The organism is Conexibacter sp. CPCC 205762, from assembly GCF_030646155.1.
Classification (GTDB): Bacteria; Actinomycetota; Thermoleophilia; order Solirubrobacterales; family Solirubrobacteraceae; genus Conexibacter.
Genome location: NZ_JAUTDN010000001.1, coordinates 97,916 through 111,693, shown reverse-complemented (window position 1 = coordinate 111,693; position 13,778 = coordinate 97,916). Strand labels below are relative to the sequence as shown.

The following is a 13,778-nucleotide window of genomic DNA, read 5'->3' as shown; positions in this document are numbered from 1 at the left end:
GACGGTTGATGCAAAGCGGCGTCGCCCGAGCGGTTCAGGCGGCGCGATCGTGCGGCGCGGGCGGCGTCAAGCGAGTGGGGCGCCGAGATGACGCCAGCGGGCGGTGCGGGCGGCGAGGCGGATGGCGGGGTCTGCGGCAGTGAGAGCGGCCAGCTCGCCGGCGACGATCGTGGCGAGGCGGGCGAGGAAGGCGTCGGGCTGCTCGTGGGCGGGCAGCGGCTCGGGGACGAGGCGGTCGGCGATGCCTTCGCGCAGCAGCTCCCAGGCGGCACCGCCCTGGCTCGCGGCGAGCGCAGGGGCGTGGTCGAGGTCGCGGCGGAGGATCGCGGACGCGCCCTCGGGCGCGATCACGGCCAGCGAGGCGTTCTCGGCGCAGACGACGCGATCGGCGTGCAGGAAGGCGAGCGCGCCGCCGCTGCCGCCCTCCCCCAGCAGCAGCGCCAGCGTCGGCACCGGCAGCGCGCCCAGCTCCGCGAGGCAGCCGGCGATCTCGGCCGCGAGCCCGCCGTGCTCCGCCGCCGCGCTCAGCTCAGCGCCCGGCGTGTCGACGATCGTCACGACCGGGAGCCGCAGCTCGGCCGCGAGCGCGAACGCCCGCCGCGCCTTCCGATAGCCGGCCGGGCCGAGCGCAGGAGCGCGCCCGTCAGCGTCGCGGCGCTGCGCGACGACCATCGCTGAACACCCGCAGATCGTCGCGAGTGCTGTCAGGCAGCCAGGATCGTCGGGGCGCCCGGCGCGGTCGCCTCGCAGCTCGGTCACCTCGGCGCCAAGCGCCGCCAGCACCGCCTCCGCTCCAGGCCGCCGCGGATCACGCGCATGCCGCAGCGCCTGCCACGCATCCCGCTCGTGCCTGGGGGCGTCAGGCGCGGGCGCGGGTGGCGCAGACCCGGGAGCGGATGCCGCAGATGCTGGCGCGGATGGCGCAGACCCGGGCTCGAATGCCGCAGATGCTGGCGCAGACCCGGGTTCGGATGCCGCAGATGCTGGCGCGGATGGGGCAAATGGCGGCGCGGATGACGCAGATGCGGGCGCGGAGGCGGGCGGCGCGGTGACGGCGAGGATGCGGGCGACGGCGGTGCGGAGGTCGGCGGGTTGGACGATGGCGTCGATCAGGCCGTCGGTGAGCAGGGTCTCGGCGCGCTGGACGCCGTCGGGCAGCGCTCTGCCGGTCGTCAGCTCGACGACGCGCGGGCCGGCGAAGCCGAGCAGGGCCCCGGGGAGGGCGAAGGTGACGGTGCCGAGCGAGCCCCAGGAGGCGAGCACGCCGCCGGTCGTCGGATCGGTCAGACAGACGACGTACGGGAGCCCTTCGGCGCGGAACGAGCGGGCGGCGGTTGCCAGCTTCGCCATCTGCACCAGCGCCAGCGTGCCCTCCTGCATTCGCGAGCCGCCCGACGCGGGCAGCGCGATCAGCGGCAGCCGCTGCTCGCGCGCTCGCTCGAAGGCGCGTGCGATCCGCTCTCCCGTCGCGACGCCGATCGAGCCGCCGAGGAAGCCGAACTCGCCGGCTACGAGCGCGACCGGGCGGCCGTGAACCGTCGCGGCGCCGGTCAGGACCGACTCGCCCAGGCCGGTCCGCTCGCGCGCCTCCTGCAACCGCTCCATGTACGGTCGTACATCTTGAAACCGCAGGGGATCGCGCGAGACGACCTCCGCGTCCCAGACGCGCAGCGAGCCCTCGTCGGCCACGAGGGCCGCTCGCTCCGCCGCGCTTCCGATCCGGCCCGCATCCACGCGCCGATCGTAGGCCTCGCCGCCTGCCGGTGGCGCCGCTTCGTGCAGCACGCATCGCCCGGGGAGACGTCACGGCGCGGCCGGCAGGAGGCGGCGAGCGGGGCGGCGGGCGCGCGGCGGGCGGGCGGGCGGCGGCGAGGGGCGTCGCCTGGTGGGGGTCGGCGGGCGGGCGTCTGCAGGCGGCTTACGCCAGCTTCGCCGGTGGTTCGTCGGGGGGTGGCTGCGGGACGGGGCGGTCGACGCCGGGCGGGAGCTCGACGACCAGGGCGCGGCGGTAGTCCCACCACTCGCGCACCGCGATCTGGATCGAGGCGGCCACGGGGATCGCCAGCAGGGCGCCGAGGACGCCGAAGAGGGTCGCGCCGAACAGGACCGACACCAGGACGACGAAGGCGTGGACCTCGACCGCGCGTCTCTGGATCTGCGGCTGGATCATCGTGTTCTCGATCTGCTGGTAGACGACCGCCCAGATCAGCCAGACGATCGTCGCGACCGGGAAGTCGTGGAAGACCGTCACGATCCCGACGAGGATCGCGCCGATCGTCGCGCCGATGAGCGGGATCAGGTCGAAGATCGCCGTCAGCACCGCCAGCGGCGCTGCGAACGGCACGCCGAGGATCGTCAGGACGATGAAGGTCGTGATGCCGGCGATCGTCGCCTGCAGCAGCGCCCCGCCGACGTAGTTGCCGACCGCTATCGCGATTCTGTCGACGGCGCGTCTGATCCGCGGGGCGTGCTCCGGCCTGGCGAAGTCGATCGCGCGGTCGACCCATCTTCGCCCGCCGGCGACCATGAAGATCGACAGGATCAGGATGTTGAAGGCGGCGAACAGCGAGCTGACGATCGTCCCGCCGACGTTCGAGAGCGTCGAGGCGGCGTCGTCGACGTGGTTCGGCAGGTCCTCGGCCCGCTCTCTCAGCTTCCCGACGATGTCGTACTGTCTGTCGAGGTCCTTCAGCTTCTGGTTGTTGTTGACCCATCTCTGCAGGTCCTGCACGTAGTCGGGCAGGTCGTTGGCGAGATTGGTCCCCTCCCGCACCAGTGGCGGCACGACGATCGCGACGATGCCGGCCGGGATCAGCACCAGCCCGAGGTAGGCGAACAGGATCGCCAGCCCGCGCGGCAGCTTGCGGCTCATCAGGTTGACCGGCCCCGACAGCGCGACCGCGATGAACATCGCGATCACGATCCACGAGACCGGCTTGCGCAGCTTCCAGATCAGCCACAGGAAGCCGAGGATCACGAGCACGGTGATGACCGTGCGGACGATCGTGCGGACGCCGATGTCGAACCCGCTCGGCGGAGGCGGCGGTGGCGCGGCCCCGCCCGCGCCCGGCGGGAGCAGTGGCGGGCCAGGCGGGACTCTGTCGGGCGGTTGCGGCGGCTGCAGGATCGGCGGCGAGCCGCTCACTTCGCGTCCAGCCAGTTCGGGCCGATGCCGGCGTCGACGACGAGCGGCGGGTCCAGCTCCAAGGCGTTCACCATCTCCGGCACGACCAGGTCGCGGGCCTGCTCGGCCTCGGCGGCCGGCCCCTCGAACAGCAGCTCGTCGTGGATCTGCAAGATCAATCTGGTGGCGAGGCCGGAGGAGCGCAGCGCCGCGTCGGCACGCACCATCGCGAGCTTGATCACGTCGGCCGCGGTGCCCTGGATGATCGTGTTGACCGCGAGCCGCTCGCCCAGCTGGCGCATCTGGAAGTTGCGCGCGCGCAGCTCCGGGATCTGCCGCCGACGGCCCATCAGCGTCGTCACGTAGCCCTGGTCGGTCGCCTGCTCGACCGTCGCTCTGATGAACTCGCGCACGGCCGGGAAGCCATCGAGGTAGCGGTCGATGAACTCCTGCGCCTCCTCGCGCGGGATCTGCAGGCGGTCGGCGAGGCCGAACGCGGAGAGGCCGTAGACGATCCCGTAGTTGACCATCTTCGCCTTCGAGCGCGAGCCGGCGTCGAGCTGCTCGGGGTCGACGCCGAGGATCGAGGCCGCGGTCGCGGTGTGGACGTCCTCGCCGCGCCGGAAGATTTCCTTCAGCACCTCCTCGCCGGCGATGTGCGCGAGCACGCGCAGCTCGACCTGCGAGTAGTCGGCCGAGATCAGCACGTTGCCGGGCTCAGCGACGAAGCAGGCGCGGATCTCGCGCCCGAGCGGGGTGCGGATCGGGATGTTCTGCAGGTTCGGGTTGGTCGAGGAGAGCCGGCCGGTCGCCGCCGTCACCTGCCCGAAGGTCGTGTGGATCCGGTCGCCGGCGTCGGCCAGCAGCGGCAGCGCGGCGAGGTAGGTCGACTCCAGCTTCGTCAGCTCGCGCCAGCGCTCGATCTTCTCGACCACCGGATGCTCGTGCCGGATCGACTGCAGCACGCGCGCGTCGGTCGAGTAGCCGGTCTTGCCGCGTCTCTTTCTCGACAGCTCGAGCTTCTCGAACAGGATCGCGCCGAGCTGCTGCGGCGAGCCGATCACGAACTCCTCGCCGGTCAGCGCGAAGATCTCCCGTTCGAGGCCGACGACCTCGTCTCTGACGCGCTCGCGGATCGACTCCAGCAGCGCCTTGTCGAGCTTGAGGCCGGCGACCTCCATCTGCCGCAGCACGCGCACGAGCGGCAGCTCGATCTCGTCCATCAGCCGCACCAGCTCGCGCTCCTCCAGCTGCGGCCGCTGCGCGGCGGCGAGCGCGTGCACGAGGATCGCGTCGGCGGCCGCCGGGTCCTCGACGGCGGCGGCGATCCCGCGCTCCTCGGTCAGCTCGTCGAGCGGATAGGAGCGGCGCGCCGGATCGAGCAGGTAGGCGGCGATCAGCGTGTCGAAGACGAGCTGCTCGGGGACCGCGCCGAGCGCCTTCGCGTCGTGCGCCAGCGCGGGCCGGGCGCCGAGCGCGCCCGACAGCACGTCAGGTCCGGCGCCGTCGGGCCCGCACTCGCCCGCGAGCACGTCGGCGCCGCCGGCGTACGCGCCGAAGCGCCACGCCTCGCTCTCGCCGAAGAGCGCGTCGTCGGGCTTCTCGGGGGCACGCACAGCCACAGCGATCTCCGCGCCGGCCGGATCCAAACCGGCGAGGTCAGCAGGGGCTGCCCCGTCGCGCACGGCAGCCTCGATCGCGCGCTCGGCCTCGGGCCGCGGCGCCGCCTCCTCGCCCTCGTCGTCGGCGAACGCCTCCTCCAGCCGCCGCAACGGGTCGCGCAGCTCGAACTCGCGGAAGACCTCGCGCAGGCGCGAGCGGTCCGGTCTTGCGCCGGCGATCGTCTCCAGGTCGACGTCGATCTCGAGGTCGCGGCGCATCGTCGCGAGCTGCTTCGAGACGCGTGCGTCCTGCGCGTGGGCGATCAGGTTCTCGCGCCGTCTTCTCGCTCTGATGGTCTCAGCCCCCGCGAGCACGCCCTCGAGGTCGCCGAACTCCTGCAGCAGCTGCGCAGCGGTCTTGTCGCCGATCCCGGGGACGCCGGGGATGTTGTCCGAGGTGTCGCCCTTGAGGCCGATGAAGTCCGGCACCAGCTCCGGCGGAATCCCGTAGCGGTCGATCACGCCCTGGCGGTCGTACGTTCTCGTCTCGGTGATGCCGCGGGCCGTCGCCATGATCTCGACGCCTCTGTCGACGAGCTGGAACGAGTCGCGGTCGCCGGTGATGATCTTGACCGGGATGCCGGCTCTCTTCGCGCGCTCGGCGAGCGAGGCGATCACGTCGTCGGCCTCGAAGCCCTCCAGCGAGACGTTCGCGTAGCCGAAGGCGTCGACGAGCGGCTCGAGGTGCGGCCACTGCTGCTTGAACAGGTCCGGCCGCGAGGAGCGCTGCGCCTTGTACTCGGGATAGACCTCTCTGCGGCCGGAGTGGCCGCGGTCCCAGGCGACGATCGTCGCTCTGGCGCCGTAGTCGGTCATCAGCTTCACGAGCATCGAGGCGAAGCCGAAGATCGCGTTGGTCGGAAAGCCGGTCGACGTCGCGATCGATTCGGGCAGCGCGAAGAAGGCGCGGTAGGCGAGCGAGTTTCCGTCGATCAGGAAGAGGTCGTCATGGGTTGCCACGGCCACAAGGGTATGCGTTGGGGCGGCGCTGAAACCCTCTGACCACGGGTTCCGCAATGCGGAACCCGGCAACCGAATCACGGTATGATCGTGCGGTCCTACGACCGACGGAGGCCCCTCCACCATGCCGACCCAGCCGAGCGCCCAGTTCTCCCTCACGATCCGCGTCGAGATCGCGGACCGTCCCGGGATGCTCGGGCGCGTAGCCTCCGCAATCGGCGAGGCAGGCGGGACGATCGGGGCGGTAGACCTGGTCTCGGCGGAGGACGGGCTGACGGTGCGCGACATCACCGCGATCTGCGCCGACCAGTCGGAGTGGGACGGGATCACGGCCGCGATCGCCGGCGTCGACGGCACGCGCGTCGTCGACACGACCGACCGCACCTTCCAGATGCACCTCGGCGGCAAGATCGAGCAGCACAGCAAGTTCCCGCTGAAGACGCGCGACGACCTCTCGATGGCGTACACGCCTGGCGTCGCGCGCGTCTGCAAGGCGATCGAGGAGGACCCCGACAAGGCCTTCCAGTACACGATCAAGCGCAACACGGTCGCCGTCGTCACCGACGGCTCGGCCGTGCTGGGGCTCGGCGACATCGGCCCCGCCGCCGCGCTGCCGGTGATGGAGGGCAAGGCCGTCCTCTTCAAGGAGTTCGCGGGCGTCGACGCCTTCCCGATCTGCCTCGACACGCAGGACCCGGACGAGATCGTCGCGATCGTGAAGGCGATCGCGCCCGGCTTCGGCGGCATCAACCTGGAGGACATCAGCGCGCCGCGCTGCTTCGAGATCGAGGACCGGCTCGCCGCCGAGCTCGACATCCCCGTCTTCCACGACGACCAGCACGGCACCGCCGTCGTGACGCTGGCGGCGCTGATCAACGCCGCCAAGCTGACCGGCCGCCGCCTCTCCGACATGCGCGTGCTCGTGACCGGGCTCGGCGCGGCCGGCGTCGCCGTCACGAAGATCCTCCAGTCGGCGGGCGTCACCGACATCATCGGCTGCGACTCCAAGGGCGCCGTCCACGTCGACCGCGCCGACTACCTCGACGGCACGATGAACGCGGTCAAGCGCTGGTACGCGGAGACGACCAACCGCGAGCGCCGCGCCGGCGCTCCCGGCGACGTGATCGACGGCGCCGACCTGTTCGTCGGCGTCTCGGGAGCGCGCGTGATGCCGGCGAGCGCGCTGGCGCGGATGGCGCCCGACCCGATCGTCTTCGCGATGGCCAACCCGAACCCCGAGGTGACGCCGGAGGAGGCCGCGCCGTACGTGCGGATCATGGCGACCGGCCGCTCCGACTACCCCAACCAGATCAACAACGTGCTCTGCTTCCCGGGGATCTTCCGCGGCGCGCTCGACGTGCGCGCCGGGCGCATCACCGAGGAGATGAAGGTCGCCGCGGCCGACGCGATCGCGGCGATCGTGCGCGACGACGAGCTGCGCGAGGACTACATCATCCCGTCGGTCTTCAACCGCGACGTCGCGCCGGCGGTCGCCGAGGCGGTCGAGCGGGCGGCGCGCGCCGAGGGCGAGACGCACGTCGAGCAGCACGCGGTCGGCTACGACGAGGTCCGCGTCGCCGCCGCGGGGTGAACCGCGGCGGCCTCGCCGCCCGTAGCCCCGGTGATGGAGCGAACCAGCGCAGGAGGCGGAACATGCGGGTGACGGTGACGGGCGCGACGGGTCTGATCGGCGCGAAGCTGGTCGACGCGCTCTGCACGCGCGGCGACGAGGTGACGGTGCTGAGCCGCGATCCAGACCGCGCCCGCGCCCGCCTCGGCGGCGCGGTCCGCGCGGTCGCCTGGGATCCCGCCGCCGGGCCGGCGCCGGAGAGGGCGCTGGAGGGCCGTGACGGCGTGGTCCACCTCGCCGGAGAGCCGGTCGCGCAACGCTGGAACGACGAGGTCAGAGCGCGCATCCGCGATTCGCGCGCGACCGGCACGCGCAACCTCGTCGCCGGGATCGCGGCGGCCGAGCCGCGGCCGCGCGTGCTCGTCTCCGCCTCCGCGGTCGGCTACTACGGCCCCCACGGCGACGAGCGGGTCGACGAGCAGACGCCCGCCGGCAGCGACTTCCTCGCCGGCGTCTGCGTCGTCTGGGAGCGCGAGGCGGAGGCGGCCGAGCAGCACGGGCTGCGCGTCGCACGGATCCGCACCGGCGTCGTGCTCGACCCCGACGGCGGCGCGCTGGCGAAGATGCTGCCGCCGTTCAAGCTCGGCGCCGGCGGCCCGGTCGCGGGCGGCAAGCAGTACATGCCGTGGATCCACGCCGACGACCTCGTCGGCATCTACCTCGCCGCGCTCGACGGCGACGACTGGAGCGGGCCGTTCAACGGCAGCGCGCCGGAGCCGGTCACCAACGCCGCCTTCTCGAAGGCGCTCGGGCGGGCGCTGCACCGGCCGGCGGTCGCGCCGGTGCCGCGCGTGGCGCTGAAGCTGCTCTACGGCGAGATGGAGCAGATCGTCACGACCGGCCAGCGGGCGGTGCCGAGACGGGCGCAGGAGCAGGGCCACACGTGGCGCCACGCCGACCTCGACGCGGCGCTGCGCGACGCGGTCGGCTGAAGGGCGCACGGCGGCGCCGGGTGAGCGCGCGGGCGGCGCGACGCGTTGGGCGCCGCTCAGCTGTCGCCGAGCAGCGGCGCGACGTAGCGCAGTCTGCCGTCGGCGATGCGGAAGGCGCCGAAGCGCTGCAGCGAGGTGTCGCCGCTGGGCAGGATCTCGTAGTCGCCGAGCACGGTCCCGTCGCGTCTGAGGCCGAAGAAGGCCTTGCGCACCGCGACCCGCTCCAGCGGACCTTCGCCGGCGGCCTCCTCGGCCTGCTGGGCGGCGGCCAGCAGCGCTCTCATCGCCTCGTAGCCGTAGAGCGCCTCCGGCAGCGGCGCCGCGCCGTACTCCTTCGCGAACCGCTGCGCGAGCCTCTGCGCCTCCGGCGGATAGGCGCGCAGCCCCAGCAGCGGCCGCGTCACGTAGGTGCTGGCGGCGGCCGCGCCGATCTGCTCGATGAAGGTCGGGTCGGCGATCGAGCCGGGCACGAACAGCTTCAGCCCCGTGTCGGCGACCGACAGGTCCTGCCACAGCCGCACGACCGCCTCGTGCGAGTCGCCGGCGTAGAAGACCGCGTCGGGGTCCGCTCTGGCGATCTTCTCGACCAGGTCGCGCGGATCGGGCTGATGCGGGTCGACGTCCTCGCGGCCGACGGTCGTGATCCCGGCCGCTCTCAGCAGCGGTCTCATCGCCATCAGGAAGCCGGCGCCGACCGGATCCTCGTCGGTCACCTCGAACAGCCGTCTGACGCCCTCTCTGCGCATCCAGGCGACCTGCGCGGCGGCCTGGCCGCGGTCGTTGCCGACGACGCGCCCGAAGGTGCGCCCGAGGTCTCTCGCCTTCGGGTAGTACTTGACCGGCGAGTCGGGCACGGCGAGCGTTCTCTGCGTCAGCGCCTCGGCGCTGTCGGTCGGGCTGATCTCGAGCAGGCCGACCTCGTTCAGCAGCGGGATCGAGATCGCCGAGGAGCCGGAGTGGAACTCGCCGATGTAGCCGATCGCGCTGTCGTCCTTCGCCGCTCTGCGCGCGTTCTCGGAGATCTGCGCCGGATCCCAGCGGTTCTCCTTCTCCGTCGCCGCGTCGAGCGGGACCAGCTCGACGCCGTAGCGGCCGACGCGGCCGCCGGCCTCTCTCAGCGCCAGCTGCTCGCCGCGCAGCACGTCGCGCGCGGCGGCGCTGTCCGGTCCCTCGAACGGCATCGAGGTGTAGATCGTCAGCGTCGGGCCGGCGACCGTCGCGGTCTCGGCCGGATCGCCGCCGTCACCGCAGCCGGCGACGACCAGCGAGGCCGCCGTCGCGAGCAGGCACACCAGCAGGCTCCAGAGGAGCCGCGGGCGACTGCGATGCGATGGGGAGGCGATGGGACGAGGCAAGCGCCGGAGATTCTACGAATGGACGAGTCGGCGCGCGGTGGTGACAGCCGCACCCCCCGTTCGTCGGGAGCCGCGCTGGCGCGTCGGCGTGCGCCGAGGCGGGCGCGCTAGCCTGCCGCCCATGCGAGTCGGCATCCTCACCGCCGGCGGCGACTGCCCCGGCCTCAACGCGGTCATCCGCGCCGCCGCGCGGCGCCTGATGACCCACGGACACGAGGCGATCGGCCTGCGCCGCGGCTATCGCGGTCTCGCCGAGCACGACTGGATCGAGCTCGACCAGCGCAGCGTCTCCGGCATCCTCCACCTCGGCGGCACGATCCTCGGCACCTCGAACTACAACCCGTTCCGTGAGGAGCAGGGCGTAGAGAAGGTCCTGAGCCAGCAGACGCAGGACCCGCTCGACGCGGTGATCGCGATCGGCGGCGAGCACACGATGATGATCACGCGCAGGGTCCAGGAGGAGCTGGGGATCCCGGTCGTCGGCGTGCCGAAGACGATCGACAACGACGTCACCCACACCGACTACACGTTCGGCTTCGACACCGCCGTCCAGGTCGCGACCGACGCGATCGACCGCCTCCACACGACCGCGCAGTCGCACGACCGCGTGATGATCCTCGAGGTGATGGGCCGCAACACCGGCTGGATCGCCGTCTACGCGGGGATCGCCGGCGGCGCCGACGCGATCCTGATCCCGGAGCTGGAGCTGACCGTCGAGGAGATAGCGGCGGCGATCGCGCGCCGTCACGAGCGCGGCAAGGACTTCTCGATCATCGTCGTCGCCGAGGGCGCGCAGCTCGCCTTCGAGGGCGGCGAGCGCCAGCTGGTGCGCGCCTCCGAGGAGGTCGACCAGTACGGCTACCCGCGCCTCGGCGGGATCGGCGCCGCGCTCGCGGTCGAGCTGGAGCAGCGGACCGGCTACGAGACGCGCGTCACCTCACTCGGCCACGTCCAGCGCGGCGGCACGCCGACCGCGACCGACCGTCTGCTGGCGACCCGCTACGGCGCCCACGCCGCCGACCTGGTGATGGCCGGCGAGACGGGCACGATGTCGGCGCTCAAGGGCACCGAGATGGTCGCCGTCCCGCTCGGCGAGGTCGAGGGGATCAAGACCCTCGACCTGCGCCACATGGAACTGGCGAGAACCTTCTTCGGCTGAGCTACCAGCCGCCCTGGGGCGCGTTGCCGCGGCCGGGGAGCCGTCTTCTGTTCGGGATGAACTGACCGAGGGCTCTGACGCCGCCGACGATCAGGACGACCAGCACGGAGATCAGCAAGCTGTCGAAGCCGCCCAGCCCGATCGCCCACAGGACGATCCACAGGCAGAACGCGACGGTGGAGGCGATTGCGAGAGGCATAAGGCGGCGAATCCTACTGGAGCGCCTCGGACGACGCCGTCAGCGGAGCGCTCACCGCAGCGCCTCCGCCATCGCCGCCACCAGCTCGCGGACCGCGGCGGCCGGGTCGTCGGCCTCGGCGGCCGCGCGCACCAGCCGCGTGCCGACGATCACGCCGGCCGCGCCGGCGTCGGCGGCGGCGCGGGCGTGCTCGGGCGTGCTGATGCCGAAGCCGATCGCGACCGGCACCGGCGTCGCCTCCTTCGCTCGCGTCAGCACGCCGCCGATGCCGGCGGAGAGGCCGCTGCGCTCGCCGGTCGTGCCGGTCACCGAGACGGTGTAGAGGAAGCCGCGGGCGCTCGCGCCGATGCGCGCGAGCCGCTCGTCCGGCGTCGTCGGCGCGACCAGCGGCACGAGCGCGAGCCCGCGCGAGTCGAGCACCTCCAGCAGCGCCGGCTGCTCCTCCAGCGGCAGGTCGGGCACGATCAGGCCGCTGACGCCGTGCGCGACGAGCTTGTCGGCGAACGCCTCGAAGCCCGGCCCGTAGACGATGTTGGCGTAGGTCATCAGCACGACCGGCAGCCGCTGCGACAGCTCGCGCGCGACCTCCAGCGTGCTCGCGAGCGTCGCGCCCGCCTCCAGCGCCTTCGTGCCCGCCTCGTGGATCACGGGGCCGTCGGCGAGCGGGTCGGAGAACGGCACGCCCAGCTCGACCAGGTCGGCGCCGCCGTCGGCGTACGCGTGGCCGATCGCCAGCGACGCCTCCAGCGTCGGGAAGCCGCCCATCAGGTACGGCATCAGCGCCGCCCGCTTGCCGCTGTCGGCGAACGCGGCGGCGATCCGCTCGACGCCCGTCTGCGTGTCCGTGCTCATCGCGCCGCCGCCTCCGTGTCGTCGCCGGCCGGCTTGGCAGCGTCGTCGACGCCGCCGAGCCGTTCGATCACCTGTCCGAGATCCTTGTCGCCGCGGCCGGAGAGGCAGACGACGTCCAGCTCGCTGTCGCCACCGTGCTTCAGCACCCACGCGAGCGCGTGCGAGGACTCCAGCGCCGGGATGATCCCCTCCAGCCGCGTCAGCGTCTGGAAGGCGTCGAGCGCCTCCAGGTCGGTGATCGCGTCGTAGGTCGCGCGGCCGCTGTCGCGCAGCCAGGCGTGCTCGGGTCCGACGCCGGGGTAGTCGAGCCCTGCGGAGATCGAGTGCGCCTCGAGGATCTGGCCCTCCTCGTCCTGCATCAGCGCCGAGTAGGCGCCGTGGAGGATCCCCGGGCGGGCGTTCTTCGTCAGCGGCGCGCCGTGACGGGGCGTGTCGAGCCCGTCGCCGGCCGCCTCGACGCCGACCAGCTTCACGTCTCTGTCCTCGACGAAGGCCGTGAACATGCCGATCGCGTTGGAGCCGCCGCCGACGCAGGCGATCACGCGGTCCGGCAGGCGGCCCTCCTTCTGCAGGATCTGCTCGCGCGCCTCGTCGCCGATCACGCGCTGGAGGCTGCGCACGAGCGCCGGGAACGGCGCCGGCCCGGCGGCGCTGCCGAGGATGTAGTGGGTGTCGGCGACGTTCGTGACCCAGTCGCGGATCGCGGCCGAGGTCGCCTCCTTGAGCGTGCGCGTGCCGGCGTCGACCGGCGAGACGGTCGCGCCCAGCAGGCGCATCCGCTCGACGTTCGGCTTCTGCCGCCGCATGTCCTCGGTGCCCATGTAGACGACGCACTCGAGGTCGAGCAGCGCGCAGGCGGTCGCGGTCGCGACGCCGTGCTGGCCGGCGCCGGTCTCGGCGATGATCCGCGGCTTGCCCATCCGCTTCGCCAGCAGCGCCTGCCCGAGCGCGTTGTTGATCTTGTGCGCGCCGGTGTGGTTGAGGTCCTCGCGCTTGAGGTAGACCGGCCGGCCCGCCCGCTCGCTGATGCGCTCGGCGAGGTAGAGCGGCGTCGCGCGGCCGACGTAGTCGGTCAGCAGCTCGCGCAGGCGGGTCGTGTAGGCGGGATCGCGGTTGGCCTCCAGCCAGGCCGCCTCCAGCTCCGCCAGCGCCGGCATCAGCGTCTCAGGCACGTACTGGCCGCCATAGGGCCCGTAGCGGTGCTCGACGGAGGTGATCATGCCGCCTGTCCTTCCTCGTCCGCGGCCGCGTCGGCCGCTCTCACGGCGGCGGAGAATGCCTCCATCCGCCCCTTGTCCTTGATGCCCGGTGACAGCTCGACACCGCTGGAGACGTCGACCGCATACGGGTGCGTCGCGTCGATCGCGTCGCCGACGTTCTCCGGCGTCAGCCCGCCGCTGAGGATCAGCGGCCGGTCGCGTCTGTGCTCTCTCACCAGCTCCCACGAGAAGGTCGCCCCGGTGCCGCCGGGCTGGTCCTTCACGAACGTGTCGAGCAGGTGGTAGTCGGTCTGGAAGGCGCGCAGCGCCTGCACGTCGGCGCGCTGCTGGACGCGCGCGACCTTGATCACTCTCGCGCCCGTGCGGCGGGCGACCTCGGTGCAGAACGACGGCCCCTCGTCGCCGTGCAGCTGGATCAGCGTCAGGCCGATCTCGTCGGCGCGCCGGACGATGTGGTCGAGGTGGGCGTTGACGAAGACGCCGGCGACCTCGGCACGACGCTGCAGCGCGCTGCCGATCTCGACCGCGCGCGGCAGTCTGCAGTAGCGCGGGGAGCCGGGCCAGAGGATCAAGCCGACAGCCCAGGCGTCGAGCTCGACAGCTCGTTCGGCGTCTTCGAGGCGGGTGATCCCGCAGAACTTGATCTTCGTGGCCATCACCACATCCTAGGAGGTGCGGGGCGCGGC

At 72.6% G+C, this 13,778-nt stretch carries 11 protein-coding genes; 3 read left to right on the top strand and 8 right to left on the bottom strand.

The window, feature by feature from the left end:
* Nucleotides 1-66 precede the first annotated feature (66 nt).
* The 3 genes from Q7L73_RS00485 to polA all read right to left on the bottom strand — a co-directional run bounded on the left by Q7L73_RS00485 (nucleotide 67) and on the right by polA (nucleotide 5,745).
* A complete protein-coding gene (locus tag Q7L73_RS00485; RefSeq protein WP_304688060.1) occupies nucleotides 67-1,734 on the bottom strand; it encodes a carboxyl transferase domain-containing protein in 1,668 nt (555 codons plus the stop codon).
* A 184-nt stretch (nucleotides 1,735-1,918) separates the two neighbouring features.
* Nucleotides 1,919-3,145 carry an AI-2E family transporter gene (locus Q7L73_RS00480; protein ID WP_304688058.1) on the bottom strand — a complete coding sequence of 409 codons (1,227 nt, stop codon included), beginning with the start codon at nucleotides 3,143-3,145 and terminating at the stop codon, nucleotides 1,919-1,921.
* Nucleotides 3,142-5,745: a DNA polymerase I gene (gene polA / locus Q7L73_RS00475; protein ID WP_304688056.1), complete on the bottom strand. Its 2,604-nt coding sequence runs from the start codon at nucleotides 5,743-5,745 to the stop codon at nucleotides 3,142-3,144. The genes Q7L73_RS00480 and polA overlap by 4 nt, the downstream gene beginning before the upstream one ends.
* A 124-nt stretch (nucleotides 5,746-5,869) precedes the next feature.
* On the opposite strand from polA, the gene Q7L73_RS00470 reads away from it, so the two are divergent.
* Nucleotides 5,870-7,336, top strand: a complete 1,467-nt coding sequence (locus tag Q7L73_RS00470; RefSeq protein ID WP_304688054.1) for an NAD-dependent malic enzyme — start codon at nucleotides 5,870-5,872, stop codon at nucleotides 7,334-7,336.
* A gap of 62 nt (nucleotides 7,337-7,398) precedes the next feature.
* Nucleotides 7,399-8,307, top strand: coding sequence for a TIGR01777 family oxidoreductase (locus Q7L73_RS00465; RefSeq protein WP_304688052.1), 909 nt, complete (start codon nucleotides 7,399-7,401; stop codon nucleotides 8,305-8,307).
* Between the two features lie 56 nt (nucleotides 8,308-8,363).
* On the opposite strand, the gene Q7L73_RS00460 is transcribed toward Q7L73_RS00465, so the two are convergent.
* A complete protein-coding gene (locus tag Q7L73_RS00460) occupies nucleotides 8,364-9,599 on the bottom strand; it encodes a branched-chain amino acid ABC transporter substrate-binding protein (RefSeq protein WP_304688050.1) in 1,236 nt (411 codons plus the stop codon).
* 184 nt (nucleotides 9,600-9,783) lie between these two features.
* On the opposite strand from Q7L73_RS00460, the gene Q7L73_RS00455 reads away from it, so the two are divergent.
* The gene (locus Q7L73_RS00455; protein WP_304688048.1) at nucleotides 9,784-10,821 is read left to right on the top strand and encodes a 6-phosphofructokinase; all 1,038 of its coding nucleotides are present in this window, start codon (nucleotides 9,784-9,786) and stop codon (nucleotides 10,819-10,821) included.
* Nucleotide 10,822: 1 nt separating this feature from the next.
* Here Q7L73_RS00455 and Q7L73_RS00450 read toward each other — a convergent pair whose 3' ends face one another.
* From Q7L73_RS00450 to Q7L73_RS00435, 4 genes are read right to left on the bottom strand one after another with little or no spacing between them, the layout of a single operon-like run.
* Complete coding sequence (locus tag Q7L73_RS00450) at nucleotides 10,823-11,020, bottom strand: hypothetical protein (RefSeq protein WP_304688046.1); 198 nt, start codon at nucleotides 11,018-11,020, stop codon at nucleotides 10,823-10,825.
* Nucleotides 11,021-11,071: 51 nt separating this feature from the next.
* Complete coding sequence (gene trpA / locus Q7L73_RS00445) at nucleotides 11,072-11,872, bottom strand: tryptophan synthase subunit alpha (protein WP_304688043.1); 801 nt, start codon at nucleotides 11,870-11,872, stop codon at nucleotides 11,072-11,074.
* Nucleotides 11,869-13,092 (bottom strand): tryptophan synthase subunit beta, encoded by a 1,224-nt coding sequence (trpB, locus tag Q7L73_RS00440; RefSeq protein WP_304688041.1) that lies wholly within the window; start codon nucleotides 13,090-13,092, stop codon nucleotides 11,869-11,871. The genes trpA and trpB overlap by 4 nt, the downstream gene beginning before the upstream one ends.
* Nucleotides 13,089-13,748 carry a phosphoribosylanthranilate isomerase gene (locus Q7L73_RS00435; protein WP_304688039.1) on the bottom strand — a complete coding sequence of 220 codons (660 nt, stop codon included), beginning with the start codon at nucleotides 13,746-13,748 and terminating at the stop codon, nucleotides 13,089-13,091. Before Q7L73_RS00435 ends, trpB begins: the two co-directional genes overlap by 4 nt.
* Nucleotides 13,749-13,778 lie beyond the last annotated feature (30 nt).

Bases quoted from the DNA above. Each gene is read 5' to 3' on its own strand.
- trpA (WP_304688043.1), bottom strand. From the start codon at position 11,872: ATGAGCACGGACACGCAGACGGGCGTCGAGCGGATCGCCGCCGCGTTC.
- Q7L73_RS00465 (WP_304688052.1), top strand. From the start codon at position 7,399: ATGCGGGTGACGGTGACGGGCGCGACGGGTCTGATCGGCGCGAAGCTG.
- Q7L73_RS00435 (WP_304688039.1), bottom strand. From the start codon at position 13,748: ATGGCCACGAAGATCAAGTTCTGCGGGATCACCCGCCTCGAAGACGCC.
- trpB (WP_304688041.1), bottom strand. From the start codon at position 13,092: ATGATCACCTCCGTCGAGCACCGCTACGGGCCCTATGGCGGCCAGTAC.
- Q7L73_RS00470 (WP_304688054.1), top strand. From the start codon at position 5,870: ATGCCGACCCAGCCGAGCGCCCAGTTCTCCCTCACGATCCGCGTCGAG.
- Q7L73_RS00450 (WP_304688046.1), bottom strand. From the start codon at position 11,020: ATGCCTCTCGCAATCGCCTCCACCGTCGCGTTCTGCCTGTGGATCGTC.
- Q7L73_RS00455 (WP_304688048.1), top strand. From the start codon at position 9,784: ATGCGAGTCGGCATCCTCACCGCCGGCGGCGACTGCCCCGGCCTCAAC.